Origin of the sequence: Candidatus Tisiphia endosymbiont of Thecophora atra (assembly GCF_964026395.1) — a bacterium.
In the GTDB taxonomy this organism is placed as follows: Bacteria; Pseudomonadota; Alphaproteobacteria; order Rickettsiales; family Rickettsiaceae; genus Tisiphia.
On sequence record NZ_OZ032145.1, the window covers coordinates 1,179,123 to 1,196,021 of the forward strand.

Consider the following 16,899-nt stretch of genomic DNA (forward strand, 5'->3'; position numbering starts at 1 on the left):
TTAAAAAGGAGATATATATGGATCAACGATTATATCCTATTAAGGCTGATTTTTTCCGTAAAGAAATAGAGCCAATTATAGAGAAGAATTATATTTGGAAGGGTCGACCTGTTCAAATAAGTCATTACAGAGTATTTTGTGCAATAATGTATGTGCTGAGAACTGGCGTACCATGGAGAGATTTACCAAAATGTTATGGTTGCTGGCATACTATCTATCAACGTTTTAAACGAGGTAGTGAAAGAGGAATATGGTGGAAGATATTAATGCTTCTACAGTGTAGCAAGAAGATAACGATTAATATAGTTATCTCAGATAGCAGTATATTCAAGGTGCACCGACATGGCGGCGGCTTAAAAGGGGGAGTCAAAGCAAGGGGAAGAGCAAGGGAGGAATGAGTACGAAGCTGCACCTTACGATGACAGTACAAGGGCATATAGTAGAAGGATTCCTGACAGGAGGGAATAGAAATGATATTGCTATGGCAGAAGAGTTAAGTGCAGGAATTGTAGGGTGCTGTGTTATTCAAGATCGTGGATATGATAGTAATAAAAATCGTCAGAATCTTGTTTCACAAAATAATATACCGGTAATTCCCGGAAGAAAGAATAGGAAGATAGAGATTATATATGACAAGGAAAAATATAAGTTAAGAGCAGCAAACAAAATGCTACGTATTATGTAAAAACATAAACAAACTATTAGAACAGTTTGTTAGAAGGAGCAATAGAAAGATTTTTTGGTAAGATTAAAGAAAACAGGCGTCTTGGACTTCGTTATGAAAAAGATGATCTTTCCTTCCTGTCTTTTATTGCTTTTGCTGCTATTAAAATAAATCTTCGAAACCTTTGTTAACAGTGTCTAGGATTTATAACTCTATAGTAGACTCTATAAAGTTGCAAGAAATGGAGGCTTCTTATATAAAGGCTGTGTTTACTCATCCACTAGCTTTTTTACAACATCGGGCAAATGCTTTTGCTATTTTAATGAAAGGTGCAGGGTATTCTCGGGAAGAATTATTTATTGATCATAACGAAGCTCAAAAACATGGAATTCATCTTAAAAAAAATCATTTAAAAGACTGGATGGTAAAGTATATAGGATTATGGCCAAAGATTTTAACAAAGAATATTATTAGCCTTATACTAACATTTGTTTATTTAATATCTATTCTAACAAATAAACAATCGAATAGTCCAGAGAAAGTTATTTTGGCATATATAGTAGCAATATCTATTGTTTTTTCAATAGTACTATTTTTTGCTACTATGGCATGTGATTATCGTTATTATTATGTTATAAGAGTTCTAACGCTATTTGGTTTGCCGATTTATTTGAAATTCAGGCAATCTAAAAAAAGATGTTATGTATAGCTAACCATAGTAAAATGGCGTCATTGCGAGGAGGCATGAGCCGACGAAGCAATTGTAAGTTAAAAGTATGATATAATAGATATTGAAGTCAATCCATAAAAGTGATTAAAAATGGATCAACTATGTTCGCAATAAAAATTTAAATAAATTTGGTTTAAATTTTTATTGCTTGTGCAGAGCTAGTTAAATCACGTAACTTAGCGTTTGCAATCACAATGATTTTACGCATTAATGCTACCATCGCCACCATTTTCTTTTTTCCTCTATTGATCAATTTCTCATAAAATACCTTCAGTTCAGAGTTAGAATTTCTAGCAGCCATAGCAGCTACAAACAACATAGGTCTAACAAAATTTCGACCATGACCTGTATGTCTATATCCACTATATCTACCGCTATCATTAGATATTGGTGCAACACCTACTAATGATGCTATTTGTTTGCGGTTCAATGTACCAAGTTCAGGTAACAAAGCTATAAGCTCATTAGATACTACTGTGCCTATACCACTAATAGTTTGCAGAGTCTCTTTCTTAGCTTGCAAGAGCTTATCTTTTGCTATTAAGTCATCTATTTCTTTAGTAATAGATGCAATTTGCTCTTCTAGTACTTCGATCATTTTAACGCAACTAGACTTGATTAAATCAGCTCTCGGGGACTGAAACCTATTTTTTTCTGCAATCAACATTTGTTTAAGATCGTTCCTACGTCCTACTAATTCATACAAGTTTAAAGCTTGCTTAGATTGTACTTTAAATAGCTCTAATCTTTCTGATCGTTCAAAAGCATAAAGTGCCAAAGCTTTAGCGTCAAGACTGTCAGTTTTAGCTGCATTACCAAAAGACCTAATAAAGTTTTTAACTTTACGAGTATTGGCTCTATGTACAGCAAAACCCTGATTGCAAAGCGTTAGTAATAGTTCCATTTCATATCCACCAGTAGTTTCTAAAACACACAATGCAGAACTAATCTCTTTTTTGTAATCCTTGATAAAATCAGCTATTCCATTAGAGTTGTTATTATATTCTTTAGTTTCTTTTTTTCCATGAATAGCAACAACAAAATTGAATTTTCCTATATCAAGACCGATAAAATTATTATATAATAGCATAATACCTCGAAGACTTTTAATGTTGTTTACGATTGTAAGCGGGCGTGCAAAGGCATCCCAATCAACTATTCAAACGTCTCGGGGATTTGGGCTAGAGTACCAATATCCATTCGGTCTTAAAACCAATTGCTTCACGGTCGCTCACGCCTGCACAGCGATAGTCATTTAGTATTATTAATGACTATCGCTGTAATACCCCCTTATAAGTCAGTATAAATCATTATTTACATTGACTTCAATATCTATTATATCATACTTTTAACTTACAATTGCTTCGTCGCTGCATCGCAGCTCCTCGCAATGACGTCTCGAGCTTTTAAACTTGTCCCTATCTATTTAATTCCTTTTTTTTCCTCAACTGGGGAATCTGTTCTTCGGGTTATAGCTACACTTGGAAAAAAATAGCTTTTCCAGTTAGTCTACGCTCATTCAGCAATAGATTTTTTTCTGAATATGTAATATACTTAAACTATTCTAATATTACTTTAATAAATGTAGGTTCTAACTGTGACTAATTTAGATCGTCAAAACTTAATATCTATTAGCATTGAAGATGAGATGAAAGGCTCTTACTTAGATTATGCTATGAGTGTAATCGTCAGTAGAGCCATTCCAGATGTACGTGATGGTCTAAAGCCAGTGCATCGCAGAATCCTTTATGCAATGTATGAAGCATCTAATTACTTTAACAAACCTTATCGTAAGTCAGCAAGAACTGTCGGTGATGTGATGGGTAAATACCATCCGCATAGTGATGCTGCAATTTATGACTCATTAGTGAGGCTGGCACAGGACTTTTCTTTAAGAGTACTGCTCGTTGATGGGCAGGGTAATTTTGGTTCAAGAGATGGTGATGCTGCCGCTGCTATGAGGTATACAGAGTCAAGACTTGCTAAAGTTGCTCATACATTGCTCGAAGATATTGATAAAGAAACCATTGATTTTACGCCAAATTATGATGGTTCTGAAAAAGAACCATTGGTACTACCATCAATGTTTCCCAATCTCTTGGTGAACGGAACTAATGGTATTGCTGTTGGCATGGCTACCAATATTCCTCCTCATAATCTTGGAGAAATAATTGATGCTTGCTGCCTATATGTTGATAATAATGATGTAGAAATATTAGAACTTATGTCAGTAGTTAAAGGACCTGACTTTCCTACTGCTGGTATCGTACTTGGTACAAGCGGTATTAGGTCAGCTTATTTAACGGGTAGGGGAAGTATTCTAACTAGAGGACGCAGCGAAATTGAAGAGATATCTAATAATAGACAGGCTATTATTATTACAGAAATACCATATATGGTTAATAAAACTAAATTGGTTGAAAAAATTGCCGAACTAGTCAAGGAAAAACGTATTGAAGGTATCAGTGATCTTAGAGATGAATCAAATAAGGATGGTATTCGAGTAGTAATTGAAATAAAGAAAGATGCTGTAACAGAAGTGGTGCTGAATCAAATATATTCCTATACCCAGCTACAAACTAGTTTTGGTGTGATTATGTTAGCTCTAAGAGATGGGCTACCAGAAGTTATGAACTTAAAAGAAGTGATAGCTGCTTTTGTCAATTTTAGAGAAATAGTAATAACTCGCAGGACGATATATTTGTTAAATAAGGCTCGTGATAAGGCTCATATTTTATTGGGACTAATGATTGCTGTTAGTAATATTGATGAGGTTATTAGAATAATTAAATCTTCAAATGATCCGGCAAGTGCTAAAGAGCAACTAATGCAAAGAACTTGGGATGCGTCATCTATAATAGACCTAGTAAAACTTGTTGATGATAGGGCAATGATAGCAGATGATGGTAAATGTTATTTTACTGAAACACAAACAAAAGCAATTCTTGAAATGCGATTGCAACGTTTAACTGCTATGGAGAAAAATAAATTAGAAAATGATCTTGCAGAACTAGCTACGGAGATTAGCGGTTATACTGACATTCTAGCATCACGTGAGAAACTTCTAGATATCCTAAAAAATGAGTTAATCAGAATCAAAGATGAATTCGCTACCCCCCGCCTTACTAGCATTGAATTAGGTGACTTTGATCAAGATATTGAGGATCTTATCCAAAGAGAAGAAATGGTTGTGACTGTGACATTGGGCGGTTATATTAAACGTGTACCTCTTGCTACCTATAGAGCACAGAAACGAGGAGGAAAGGGGAGGTCAGGGCTGTCAATGAGGGACGAAGATATTACCACTCAAATATTTGTTGGCAGTACTCACACACCGATGTTGTTTTTCTCAAATACCGGGCAGGTATACAGCTTAAAATTATATAAACTGCCACTTGGTAATCCTCAGAGTAAAGGAAGGCCAATAGTCAACATTTTACCTTTAAAAGAAGGAGAACATATAAATAATATTATGCCATTGCCTGAAAATCAGGATGAGTGGGATAATTTGAATATTATTTTTGCTACAAGCCAAGGTAACATTAGAAGGAATGATTTATCAGACTTTAAACGTATTCAATCAAATGGCAAAATTGCTATTAGACTTGATGATAATGACCATTTAATAGATGTTAAAGTTTGTAAGGATGAAGACCATGTTTTATTGGCAACCAAAGCTGGTAAAGCTGTAAGATTCCCAGCTAGTTCAGTTAGGGTATTTAAAAGCCGTACTTCTGATGGTGTAAGAGGTATGAGGATTGCTGCTAGTGACTACGTTATTTCTATGACAATATTAAAAGGCATAGCATGTACAATGGAGGAAAGAGAAGCCTATCTATCAATTCCTATAGAGAATAGGTTGTTAATAGCAGGTGGCAAGGAATTTACCCCGGAAGAATTTGGTGTACATTTAAGTAAAGAGCAGATTTTAGAAATGGCTATTTCAGAAGAATTTATTCTTACTGTTAGTGAGAATGGTTTCGGAAAAAGAAGTTCCGCATACGAATATAGGATTACTAACCGTGGTGGTAGCGGTATTGTTAATATGGATGTGTCTGACAAAACTGGATTAGTTGTTGGAGTAATGCCGGTTGATATGTCTGATGAGTTGATGTTAATTACTAATAATGGCAAACTAATTAGGTGTAAACTTGAATCTGTACGTATAACTGGTCGTAATACTAGTGGTGTAATATTATTCAAAACCGAACAAGGAGAAAAAGTAGTTTCTACCGCATTGATTGCTGATAGCCCTGAGGAAGAGGTGGATATACTCGAATGATAATATATAATCTGAGTTTGGTTTAATAGTTGAGCCTAAAACGATAATTTTAATTTAAGTGAACCTTGATGGCTTGAATATTTATTATTAGATGCTAAATAGTTATATACTGCCATGATTTCTGTTGCTCCACGTTTTATAGTGATAGTTCCGCCAATTTTGTAGTTGTATTTAGTAGGTTTTTCAAGCAGCAATATTTCCTCTCTGCTGCTAGATGGATATGACATGACCTGCATATGAAGCTTCTGCTGCTTATTATGCAAAAACTTTTCGACTTCCATATGCAATCTAGGAATCACTTGGGTAGTATCACTAATCTTCATTGGCATAATTACTTCAAATCCTATAAGACCCGAAGAACTTCGGCTGTTAGTAGCAGCTACCGATAGACTTTGTCTTTCAAAGCTTGCCTCATATCCAGCAATATCCTGCCCCCCATATTTAAGCCCAATATGGGGGATAATTAAAGCTTTACCAACCTTTGATTTGTAAGCAACTACTAGCTTGCTACTATATGAGCTATTAGCAAATTTAGCTTTAGCTAGCTGGTTTTGTACTGGTAATTTTGCAGAAACATTACCCGAAGCAAGGGAAAGGAATCCTTGTAATATTAGTTTCTCAGACAAGTTAGTTTGACCATACATAAATATTACGTGGGTGTGGGCAGTAAATTTCTCAGTACGATTCTTGTATTTAAAATTAGAGAGAACATAGTTATAAGCTCCTCCAATAATGCTGCCATTAGGTAACTCTAAATCGCCTCCAATAGTTGTGGCACTAGTTCTGCCAGTATAGCTACTTAACAAGCATTTCCCATTATATTTGGTTATACCTATCGTACCACTAACCCACACATTTTTAGGAACAATATCATCTTCATCATCAGCAGCGGGTGGAGAAAGATTGTTTAGATGTTTTAAATCGCTTAATCTTAAATCAATAGATGAGTTTGCGAATTCATGAGACAAGATAATTATTTCATTCAGTGCTAAGGCAATATTTCTCACTGTTTCTTTTTGTTTTTGTAATAATTCTTCCGCTAATGCCACTGTTACCCTTGCTATCTGTGCAACTTTTTCTTGTGGCACTATAGCTTCTGCTGGCGATGTAGGTCCTGCTGGTGGGGCTTCTCTTCCTGCTGGCGGTGCTGCTTCTCTTCCTGCTGGCGGTGCTGCTTCTCTTCCTGCTGGCGGTGCTGCTTCTCCTCCTGCTGGCGGTGCTACTTCTCCTCCTGCTGGTAGTGCTACTTCTCCTCCTGCTGGTAGTGCTACTTCTCCTCCTGCTGCTGGTGCTACTTCTCCTCCTGCTGCTGGTGCTACTTCTCCTCCTGCTGGTGGTACATGTTCTTCTTCTGCTCCTCCTGCTGGCGGTACTACTTCTCCTCCTGCTGGTGGTACTACAACAGCTCCATCTCTCCTTGCTGGCGGTGCATGTTCTTCTATATCTACTTGCAAATGATCTTGTTGTTCTTGTGGTACATATACGTGTATTGGTGGTCTTCTAACTTCGTCTCCATCTTCTCTTTGTTGTTGTACATTATTAGGCAATAGAAGTGGGGCAGGATTATGTCCTACTCCAACTCCTTCTAATCCTGCTTGTTGTGGTATATTAGCTACTGGCACTATTGGTTGTTGTCCATCGGTTGTATCCTCCTGATTTTTTTTTTGTTTTTTCTATATCCACATAAGGTTCATCAGGGGCTATATCATCATAAAGCTCAGAAGAAGTAAGTTCAATATTCATCTCTTCTAGTGGGAATTCATTTTGTCCTTGTTTTTTATAGAAAAAACTAGCCACCTTAGTTAGGTAAGAGTTGGGTCGGTTAACACCCAACTGTTTTTTAAACTGTTCAAATGTTCGTTTTTCATTAATAACCAATGGAGTATTAAAAAGTTCTACAGCCTTATGCCTAGATGAATCACCAGTTCCATATACCGTAATTGGTGGAATAATTACAGTTCCCAATGCAGATATTACAAATAGCACCTTTGCTATAAGTATTTTAACCTTAGATAAGCACATAGAACCTGTTTTAATAGGTTAAAATACAATAATTGGTATAGAATAGTAGAAAAGAAACTTATAATTGTCTAGCTAATATTACAGTAACACAAGGGATTTGTGAAATAATCATTGACGAGCAGATTATATTAAAACATAATCGCCCCAAAATTTATATGAGAGGTACAATGAAATTATCTGATTTTGATTTTACCTTACCGACTGAATTAATAGCTCAGAAACCAGAAAAAAAACGAGATGAATCTAATTTGTTGATAGCTGCACCAAATAAAGACTTAGTGCAGAGCAAGTTTTATGATATAATTGACTATCTATGCCCTGGTGATTTAATGGTGTTTAATGATAGTAAAGTTATTAAAGCCAAATTGCTATTGAATAAAGATGGAAAAAAGATCGATTTATACCTAAATAAGCCAATAAATAATAATTATTGGCATGGTTTTGCCAAGCCTTCAAAAAGACTTAATGAAGGAGATCAATTTGATTTTGGTTGTAATAAGATTATTATAAGTAAAAAACTTGTAATGGGGCAGGTTGAGGTCGAATTTTTTCTAGATAATCTCTCAGTTTTTGAATTTTTAGAAAAATACGGTGAAATCCCGCTACCTCCTTATATAAAGAGGCAGGAAAATTTACTAGAAGATAATAATAGATATCAAACAGTCTATAGTAAAAAACTTGGAGCAGTAGCCTCTCCAACTGCAGGGCTACATTTTTCTGATGAATTACTTGCATTAATTAAAGCAAAAAATATTGAAACTGCTTTTATTACTTTGCATGTTGGGGCAGGGACGTTCCTACCAGTTAAAACTGAGGATATTGATCAACATAAAATGCATTCAGAATATTATCATATAGATAAAAAAACTGCAGATATTATTAATAAGGCAAAAAAAGAAAGCCGACGGATAATAGCCGTGGGAACGACGTCCTTACGGGCGTTAGAAAGCAGTAGCATTGATGGACATGGACAAATACAAGACGGAGAATTTGAAACAACCATTTTTATTAGACCGGGATTTAAATTTCAAATTGTTGATATGTTAGTTACCAATTTCCATTTGCCAAAGTCTACATTATTCATGTTAGTTTGTGCATTCGCGGGTTATCAGGAAATAACTGATATCTACAAATATGCTATAGATAAGAGAATGCGGTTTTTTAGTTATGGTGATGCAATGCTTCTTTATAAAAAGCTATAAGAAAGATAAGAATTATTAATTCTACTAAGTGTGCTGTTGAAAGTTAAAAAATCGTCTATTAGCGAGGAGACCGTAGGTCGACGAAGCAATCTATATGACAAGAGATTCATGGATTGCCACGCTCACATACGTTTGCTCGCAATGACGGTTTAAGCCTTACAAATACCTACTTAAACTTGCACACTATTTAATAACGATAAAATAACTTTTAAACCTTTAAATAATATGCCAATCAATAGCCACTATAGTTCTTCTGCATATCATCATGCCAATTATAGTGATCTACAACACCCGTTGTCTCTACAGTAGAAGAATTCGTACAGGTAGCTTGATAATTGTCTACAGCTGTATTAACTGCTCCTGTTAAACATGCCAATGCAGCTTCAGCTCCTAAAGCCTCTGCCAGTGCAGGATTCCCTTGTTTTAAACCTGCATATACTGCAGCTCCTCCTACAGCAACAGTGGATGCTGCAGCTCCTGGATTAGTAACCAATTCTTGAGCAGTATTAAGACAACCTTGTAGTACACTATCTGGCTGATTATCTTTACTTTCTTTATCAGAAGTACGGCTTTTAAATACCCTAATAGCTTTACCAGATTTGGTTACCAGTAAAACATGGTCTTCATCCTTTTTTATCCTCTTTAGGCATAAAATCCTCTTAAATTTTAAAGTTATATAAATTTTTAACAATAGAGTAATTCATTATATATAACAAATCAAAAGTTTTGTTTTCCATAATATATATTATAGAACAGTTTGAAGAATAAGCAATTTACTATCACCGTATATTTTTTCTTTAATTAGCTGTAAAGAATCATCGCTAAAATCATCGCTTTTAGCAAGTTCGACTACAATAATGCTACCATCTTTTAACCATTGACCTTTTTTTAAAGCATTAACTGCCTTCGGTACAAGATTATGATAATATGGAGGGTCAATAAAAATTAAGTCAAAGCTGTGATAAGCCGAAGGTAGAGCTGCTGCATTAATATTTAGGAAAGTCATTTTATCTAGCTCACCTATTTTACTAGCAAATTCTTTTGCTACCCGCAAATAATCACTATTTATATCAATTAGTGTAATAGCTCCAGCTCCTCTAGAACAGCTCTCAAAAGCTAAGCTACCAGTGCCGGCAAATAAATCGAGAACTTTAGACTCCTTGGTAAATAATCTGCCATTACTAAATTCTCCTGAAGTTAGTATACTAAAGATGGCCTCTCGGATTTTCCCTGTGGAAGGACGATAGTTAGAGTTTTTTAAGGTAGGTATGATCCGATTTTTATGTTTGCCTGCTATAATTCTAATCATAAAAATTTCTTAAATTTTTCTAATGTCTGTTCTTTATACTGATTTGGTTGCAAATTACCTAATAAAAAATCTCCATAGCTAATTCTAATTAAGCGGTTAACAGTCAAGCCAAAATATTCAAATATCTTTCTAATTTCACGATTTTTACCTTCAGTCAAGACTACTTCAAACCAACAATTTGTTCTGCCTGATTTTATTAATTTAATTGATTTAGGATCATAACGTATTTGATCAATTTCTATATTTTTATAATTTTTTAGCAAAAGATTTGGGTTACCATATGCTCTGACTTTATATACACGTTCTATTTTACTTGATGGTAGCTCAAACTTTCTTGCTAAATCACCATTATTGGTTAGTAATAATAGCCCTTCACTATTGATATCCAGTCGCCCTATTGAGATTACTCTAGGCAGATTCATCTTTGCAAGACTAGCAAATACCGTTTCTCTACCACTTGTATCTTTATGCGAAGTAATGAGTCCAACAGGTTTGTAATATACCCATAAACGCGGGATATGTTGTTGATTTATTAGTTTTCCCGATACCTCAATAATACTAGTTTCATCAACATTGGTTGCTGGTGAATCAATAATAACACCATTTACTTTTACTTGATTATTTTTAATAAGCAGCTCTGCATCACGTCTTGAACATATCCCTGCATTACTAATCGCTTTTGCTAGTCTTTGTATACTATCCTGTCTCAAATAAACATCCTATATTTTTTACTTACTAGATACGTCATTGCGAGCATAGTACTTTTTTTATAATCGTCATAGCAAGGCTCTTTAGATGCCGTGGTGATCTAGGTAAACAGTGAAGCTGTTTTTTTAGAGTAACGCTTCGCGTATCCTAGATTGCCGCTTTCAGCGACTCCTCGCTAATAGACGATTTATATATTTGTTTCATAGCAATGTATAACTACAATAATAGTCTTAATGAGGTTATATCTATGAGGAGTAAGAACTACCTCTGGTCATGTTTTTTGAATCTCTTTGCCTTTTTGAGGTTCAGAATTAAGCCAAACTACATCCCCTCTTTCAGGTATGAATGTTACCACGATTCATTACCTACAGCAATGTCATCATTTAATATTTCATGATGACAGTTAGAATCTGTAATATTATCCAATAATATATCTAATTCTGATGTTTCTGTACTGATAATCAAATAGTTATCAGCTGTTTCTAAATTAACAAATGTACCTTGTTGAAAATGTAACTTATCAGCTAGATGTTTAGGAATTCTAAAGCTATTTCCCCATTTTTGGATTTGAATTTGCATAATATCATTAATATTGTTACTGTATAAACAAGTATATACAATACAAAGTTAAAAATTCTTTTTCGTCCATTGCAAGGCACAACTGTCAAAAGTTCAACAAACGTCATTGCGAGAAGCCACTTTAGTGGCGACGCGGCAATCCAAATTACTTATTATATTTTTTGTGGATTGCTTCGTCGGCTCATGCCTCCTCGCAATGACGTTGAAGAATTTTGTGTGCATCACCTAGCCCTATTTACTTCGTATTTGCAACATCCCCAAAAAGAGTAAAAAATAGGCAAACATTTGTATAAAAAATAGCATGCTACTCAATGCTGGTAAAAATATAACAATAATAGGTTGTAATAAAATGGCCACTCCACTTGAAAATAATACTATCCTAGTGCATGTTTGCCAAGAGGATTTAGGCTCAAAATAATTAGTTAACAGATATACTAATATGATAATAAAGATTTTTTCGAATAAAATCATTACAAAACGATAGACTATCATTATTGGCATTAAAATGTAAATAAATACCTTCGGTGCTTGTGTAAGTATCTCGGAGAAATGCTTTTTAATGACTTCTTCAGTTAAAATTTTTCGATCAGAAGTAAATAATTTAGAATATCCAATACTAAATGCATTCTTTTTTTTATCAGTTATTTCAATCGTAGTAAGGGTTATATTATTGCTACTAAAGAGGAGAGGAACTTTAATTTTCTCGCTATAAGGTAGTTGATTCTTTGAGTCTATAACAGCAATTTTATTACCATTTTCATCAAGTAAATATATAGGTTCATCTTGATCAACTGAAATTTTACTACCATCATAATAGATTTCTGGTAACTGTTTTAATATATATTCAATAGTTGTGGTGCTTTTTGTAGAGCGGTTTTCAGTAAAATAATCCGTCAAAGCCAACAAATAATTAAATATAAAAAGACAAAAAATCAATGATGATATAAAAGATACAGTAAATATGTACTTAATTCCATACCCTGTATATGATCTATAAACATCTTGGTAAAAATTTATTGAACTGATTGATAACCGTAATTGATGAAATAAAGTAGTAAACCACGAGAAAACGGATAATAGTTTTGTTGTCATAATATCTATTTTGATGTAGATTCATAAAAAATTTTTATCAATATATTCCAATTCTTGAAACTAGAAAAGTATATATCTTTTAACATAAAAGCGATATTTATCATAATGAAGTTTAATAAAATACCAAAATATTCAGAAGAATATTGCAAATTAAGTGACTGTATTAGAGTTTTAGCAAGTGATAGCATAGAGCATGCCAAGTCAGGGCATCCGGGTATGGTACTTGGCATGGCAGATGTGATGACAGTTTTAGCGTTTGATTTTCTTAAATTCAATCCTAATGATCCAACTTGGTTTGACCGTGATCGCCTAGTTCTATCAGCTGGCCATGGTTCTATGTTACTTTATAGTTTTTATTATTTAACAAATTATAAAAATTTTCACTTAGAAGATTTAAAACAATTTCGCAAATTACATTCAAAAACTCCTGGGCATCCAGAATATGGGGCATATGAAGCTATTGAGGCTACTACAGGTCCTTTAGGTCAGGGATTTGCTACTTCAGTGGGTATGGCTATTGGTCAAAAAAAATATCAACAAAAATTGGGCAAAGATCTTAGTGACCATAAAATTTACTGTATAATTGGAGATGGATGCCTAATGGAAGGTATAAGCTACGAGGCTGCTTCTTTAGCTGGGCATTTATGCCTTAATAACCTAATAGTTTTATTTGATGATAATAAAATTTCCATCGATGGCTCTACCAACCTTACCGTATCTGAAGACCATTTGCTTAAATTTACTGCCATGGGTTGGATTACCGAATCTATAGATGGGCATGATTTTGAGCAAATTAATGCCAGCTTAACTAGGGCAAAAAATTCTGATAAACCCTACTTCATTGCCTGTCGTACTTTAATTGCCAAAGGTTCTATTAACAAGGTAAATTCAAATGCAGCCCATGGTTCGCCCCTTGGCAAAGACGAAGTTAAATTGCTAAAAGAAAATTTAGGTTTTAAGGATGAAGAGTTTAGCCTGCCAAAAAAATTAAAAGACCTATGGGGCATCGCTTGGCTAAGAAATCAAGTGAGTTATAATAATTGGCAGGAAAACTTTGTTGATATAAGTCAAGAACAAAAAGCGTATTTTGCTAGACCTAATATCGATTGTTCTTTTCTTGATAATATCCCTATCCCGGTAAAAGATGAAGCAACCCGTAGTTCATCCGGTAGAATTGTAGAAGAATTAAGCAAACTATCTGATAAAATTATTTTTGGATCAGCTGATTTATCATTATCCAATAATATCAAAAATAATCATAGTAAAGTAATCAGTAAAGATGATTTTAGTGGTAACTACATCCATTATGGTGTTCGTGAGAATGCTATGGGTTCTATCATGAACGGACTGTCATTATCAGGATTTTTACCTGTAGGTGCTACTTTTCTAGCCTTTTCTGATTATATGAAGCCAAGTATGCGACTTTCTGCTATTATGCAGCAACAAGTAATCTATATAATGACTCATGATTCAATCGGTGTAGGAGAAGACGGGCCTACTCACCAACCAGTTGAGCATCTAGCAGCCCTCCGAAGCTTACCAAATATGATGGTACTACGCCCTGCAGACTATATAGAAACAGCCGAGTCTTGGCGAATTGCACTATCTAATAAACAAGGGTCTTCTGTTCTTGCTTTAACAAGACAAGCTGTCCCTCAAGTTACTAAGGTTCAACATAGGGAAAATCAAATAGTTAGCCACATCAGTTCACAAAGTTTATGCTCTAAAGGTGGGTATATATTGTTAGGGAATAATCAAGAAAAAGTAGATGTTGCTATCTTTGCCACAGGTTCTGAATTATCAATTGCTCTAAAAGTACAAGAGCTGCTAACTAACCATGGTTTTAAAGCTGAGGTTATATCAATATTATGTTTTGAGCTATTTTTTAAACAAAAACCTAGCTATATCCAAAATATTTTATCTAGGAGTAACTTAAAAGTGGCTATAGAAGCTGCAAGTAGTTTTGGCTGGCATCGAATCATTGGAGAAAATGGGCTGTTTTTTGGAGTCGACCAATTTGGTCTATCTAGCTGTTCTGAAGATATATACTCATATTTTGGCCTTACTCCTTCAAATATCCTAGAAAAGATTATTGCAAAAATTAAGGAAATGAAAGAGGAGTGATAGCTAACCCCAAAAGGCTTAACTCGATAATCAAGTTTTTTAGAATTATTAAAAAATACGTCATTGCGAGGAGGCGGTGAAATCGCCGACGCGGCAATCTTGTGAAGTAGGGACAAGTATTACCTCAAAGAATTGCTACAATGCCGCTTTTCGCGGCTCCTCGCTAATAGACGGTTAAGGAAAAATTTGATTATCGAGTTTTAGCTAAAACCTTTTCAGGTTAGCTATAGCCATTCCTCTAATTCATTTAATAGTAGATCGCCCAGCAGCGCCCTTTGATAGCCTTCATAATGATCACAAATCTCTTGGACTAATGTTGTAATTTCCTGATTTTGTTGCAACTCTTTCATTTCTTCCATCATAGCTTGAGTTTGTTCAGCGATTCCAGTTTCTTCATGGTTATTATGGTTAGCAAAATCTTGCATTAGTTTGGTTTGCCGTAATATATCAATCATAATTTTATATTCTGCCCCTAAAGGATGACGATCCCCATACTCAGGCAGAAATTCCCTAATTGTTTCTTTAAATAGCTTGTTAAGTTCAGCAAATACTTTTTGTTCTTTATAGGTAGTTTTATTAAAATCCATATCCATACAACATGATATAAAGTCTAACAGCTCCTCTGTTAAGTTGTTTTCTTTACATTTCTCTATTAATTTACTATTAATAGCTTCAGTAAATTCTCCAATATTATTTTCAGTAATTGTATCTTGGATCTTACTTTGCTCTGATGCAAGCTCATTTATAAAGTCATCAGCAATCTTTGGTAAAGTATGGATTATTTGGCTCATTACTCCTTGTTTACAAGCACTCATATTACCATCATTATATGTTGTTGCAGCTATATATAATTGAATAGCCAACTCTGACATTTTATTTATCTTCCATACATCTTCGACTGAGCAATGGTTTAAATCCTTAAATAACTGTTCTATTTGCTGTTGAGTAGTAGAATTATTATCAAGTAATTGATGACATGATTGAGGAGTTTGAAGTTCTGCTATAGTTAAATCATTTTTATTAAGTACTTTTTTAATATTAGCTAATGTATTTGAAAGGTTTGACTCATCTTTCTCTGTACTAAAATATTTAGATATAGAGCTAACATATAATTCTTGTGCCTCTTGTTTAGTAAGATGATGACTATCAATTAATAGCTTAATAGCCCCTATTGCTCTAGGTAATTGTAGATACTTATCTTGTTGATAATCATAACAATATCTATAATTAGCATATAAATCTTGATAGCTTCCATCAAGATTTTTCTTTATATAAGAATTTTTTAAGACATCTACAACTTTGTTTATTATAGTTTCCATAGCTATCTTGTTATTTTGTAGATACTCTTGTTTCAGATTCTCTGATATTTTTTCAAAAATATCCTCTTTTCTATCTTTAGATAAATCTGATAGCATAAATGGTATATGTTCTGCTTTGTTATTAATATCTGACAACTGTCTTATAGTATCTATAGTTTCCCCTGCAGCTTGATCTAACTCATCATCAGAAACTACTACTTGTTCTAACAACTTCTTGATATAGAAATTTGTAGCTTTTACTGCTGCTGCTTGATGAACAGATTGAGTATCATTAGCAAATCCCCGCAAATTATGATCAGCAGGTAATAATTCATTACCACGAGGAATATAACCATGTCCGAATAACCATCGTTGCATTTCTAGATTATGAGTATAATACTTAGCAATAGTATGCCCTTGTGAATTTGCTGTATTAATTGAATACGGATAGATTGCATCAGCACTTTCAAGTAAGTATTTAATTATATCAAGATACTTATCAGGGAATTGTACTAAATCTAAAAGCGATCTATTCAGTGTATCTGAATGGTTAATACCACTGGATGAGTTTTTAGTATCGTGAATTAATCGAAATATCTTATTCCAATTATGGTTATTACACTCAACAGTAAGAGGCTCTTTTCTAAGCTTAATATTATCTGCTAAAGTTTTAAATCCCTGCGTGCTGATAGTATTGTTACCTGGTATATAAACATGAAAAACTTTAGTATTATTCTTAAGTTTTTCCCCCAAATCTCCAATTTCTTTATCTCCGATATTTAACTCGTGTAACTCAAGAAGCCCCTCTGTATTGAATTTTATTACATCTAATACCCTTGACCATGTAGAAAATTTCATAAATTTTACCTTTTTTAAACCGTTTAAAACG

Annotated in this window: 15 protein-coding genes; 6 read left to right on the forward strand and 9 right to left on the reverse strand. The window is 34.1% G+C overall.

What is annotated here, in order from left to right; translation table 11 throughout:
• The first annotated feature begins 17 nt into the window (after nt 1–17).
• From AAGD45_RS05700 to AAGD45_RS05710, 3 genes are all read left to right on the forward strand, one after another.
• Nucleotides 18–398: a transposase gene (locus AAGD45_RS05700; protein ID WP_341760917.1), complete on the forward strand. Its 381-nt coding sequence runs from the start codon at nt 18–20 to the stop codon at nt 396–398.
• A 20-nt stretch (nt 399–418) separates the two neighbouring features.
• The gene (locus AAGD45_RS05705) at nt 419–685 is read left to right on the forward strand and encodes a transposase (RefSeq protein ID WP_341760918.1); all 267 of its coding nucleotides are present in this window, start codon (nt 419–421) and stop codon (nt 683–685) included.
• 172 nt (nt 686–857) lie between these two features.
• A complete protein-coding gene (locus tag AAGD45_RS05710; protein ID WP_341760987.1) occupies nt 858–1,373 on the forward strand; it encodes a hypothetical protein in 516 nt (171 codons plus the stop codon).
• A 154-nt stretch (nt 1,374–1,527) separates the two neighbouring features.
• Here the strand turns inward: AAGD45_RS05710 and AAGD45_RS05715 are convergent, their stop codons facing one another.
• Nucleotides 1,528–2,484: a transposase gene (locus tag AAGD45_RS05715; RefSeq protein ID WP_341760795.1), complete on the reverse strand. Its 957-nt coding sequence runs from the start codon at nt 2,482–2,484 to the stop codon at nt 1,528–1,530.
• A gap of 558 nt (nt 2,485–3,042) precedes the next feature.
• Here AAGD45_RS05715 and gyrA point away from each other — a divergent pair.
• Entirely contained in the window at nt 3,043–5,676 is a 2,634-nt protein-coding gene (gene gyrA / locus AAGD45_RS05720) for a DNA topoisomerase (ATP-hydrolyzing) subunit A (RefSeq protein WP_410521087.1), read from the forward strand.
• A 35-nt stretch (nt 5,677–5,711) separates the two neighbouring features.
• Here gyrA and AAGD45_RS05725 read toward each other — a convergent pair whose 3' ends face one another.
• On the reverse strand, nt 5,712–7,298 hold the full coding sequence (locus tag AAGD45_RS05725) for an autotransporter domain-containing protein (protein WP_341760989.1): 1,587 nt from the start codon (nt 7,296–7,298) through the stop codon (nt 5,712–5,714).
• Nucleotides 7,285–7,662 (reverse strand): hypothetical protein, encoded by a 378-nt coding sequence (locus AAGD45_RS05730; protein WP_341760990.1) that lies wholly within the window; start codon nt 7,660–7,662, stop codon nt 7,285–7,287. Before AAGD45_RS05730 ends, AAGD45_RS05725 begins: the two co-directional genes overlap by 14 nt.
• 203 nt (nt 7,663–7,865) lie before the next feature.
• On the opposite strand from AAGD45_RS05730, the gene queA reads away from it, so the two are divergent.
• Entirely contained in the window at nt 7,866–8,900 is a 1,035-nt protein-coding gene (gene queA, locus AAGD45_RS05735) for a tRNA preQ1(34) S-adenosylmethionine ribosyltransferase-isomerase QueA (RefSeq protein WP_341760991.1), read from the forward strand.
• Between the two features lie 232 nt (nt 8,901–9,132).
• Here the strand turns inward: queA and AAGD45_RS05740 are convergent, their stop codons facing one another.
• From AAGD45_RS05740 to AAGD45_RS05760, 5 genes are all read right to left on the reverse strand, one after another.
• A complete protein-coding gene (locus tag AAGD45_RS05740; protein ID WP_341760992.1) occupies nt 9,133–9,591 on the reverse strand; it encodes a hypothetical protein in 459 nt (152 codons plus the stop codon).
• 54 nt (nt 9,592–9,645) lie between these two features.
• Nucleotides 9,646–10,209: a 16S rRNA (guanine(966)-N(2))-methyltransferase RsmD gene (rsmD, locus tag AAGD45_RS05745; protein WP_341760993.1), complete on the reverse strand. Its 564-nt coding sequence runs from the start codon at nt 10,207–10,209 to the stop codon at nt 9,646–9,648.
• Nucleotides 10,206–10,904, reverse strand: coding sequence for a pseudouridine synthase (locus AAGD45_RS05750; protein WP_341762225.1), 699 nt, complete (start codon nt 10,902–10,904; stop codon nt 10,206–10,208). The genes rsmD and AAGD45_RS05750 overlap by 4 nt, the downstream gene beginning before the upstream one ends.
• Nucleotides 10,905–11,265: 361 nt before the next feature.
• Nucleotides 11,266–11,496: a MazF family transcriptional regulator gene (locus tag AAGD45_RS05755; protein WP_341760994.1), complete on the reverse strand. Its 231-nt coding sequence runs from the start codon at nt 11,494–11,496 to the stop codon at nt 11,266–11,268.
• Nucleotides 11,497–11,727: 231 nt separating this feature from the next.
• Nucleotides 11,728–12,588 (reverse strand): DUF1189 family protein, encoded by an 861-nt coding sequence (locus AAGD45_RS05760; protein ID WP_341760995.1) that lies wholly within the window; start codon nt 12,586–12,588, stop codon nt 11,728–11,730.
• Nucleotides 12,589–12,693: 105 nt separating this feature from the next.
• Between AAGD45_RS05760 and tkt the strand changes: the two genes are divergently transcribed.
• On the forward strand, nt 12,694–14,712 hold the full coding sequence (gene tkt / locus AAGD45_RS05765; RefSeq protein ID WP_341760996.1) for a transketolase: 2,019 nt from the start codon (nt 12,694–12,696) through the stop codon (nt 14,710–14,712).
• A 224-nt stretch (nt 14,713–14,936) separates the two neighbouring features.
• Here tkt and AAGD45_RS05770 read toward each other — a convergent pair whose 3' ends face one another.
• Nucleotides 14,937–16,868: a hypothetical protein gene (locus tag AAGD45_RS05770; protein ID WP_341760997.1), complete on the reverse strand. Its 1,932-nt coding sequence runs from the start codon at nt 16,866–16,868 to the stop codon at nt 14,937–14,939.
• Nucleotides 16,869–16,899 lie beyond the last annotated feature (31 nt).

Coding starts and splice junctions, on each gene's coding strand:
- AAGD45_RS05700 (WP_341760917.1), top strand. CDS start 18: ATGGATCAACGATTATATCCTATTAAGGCTGATTTTTTCCGTAAAGAA.
- rsmD (WP_341760993.1), bottom strand. CDS start 10,209: ATGATTAGAATTATAGCAGGCAAACATAAAAATCGGATCATACCTACC.
- AAGD45_RS05755 (WP_341760994.1), bottom strand. CDS start 11,496: ATGCAAATTCAAATCCAAAAATGGGGAAATAGCTTTAGAATTCCTAAA.
- AAGD45_RS05715 (WP_341760795.1), bottom strand. CDS start 2,484: ATGCTATTATATAATAATTTTATCGGTCTTGATATAGGAAAATTCAAT.
- AAGD45_RS05705 (WP_341760918.1), top strand. CDS start 419: ATGACAGTACAAGGGCATATAGTAGAAGGATTCCTGACAGGAGGGAAT.
- queA (WP_341760991.1), top strand. CDS start 7,866: ATGAAATTATCTGATTTTGATTTTACCTTACCGACTGAATTAATAGCT.
- gyrA (WP_410521087.1), top strand. CDS start 3,043: ATGAAAGGCTCTTACTTAGATTATGCTATGAGTGTAATCGTCAGTAGA.
- AAGD45_RS05760 (WP_341760995.1), bottom strand. CDS start 12,588: ATGACAACAAAACTATTATCCGTTTTCTCGTGGTTTACTACTTTATTT.
- tkt (WP_341760996.1), top strand. CDS start 12,694: ATGAAGTTTAATAAAATACCAAAATATTCAGAAGAATATTGCAAATTA.
- AAGD45_RS05770 (WP_341760997.1), bottom strand. CDS start 16,868: ATGAAATTTTCTACATGGTCAAGGGTATTAGATGTAATAAAATTCAAT.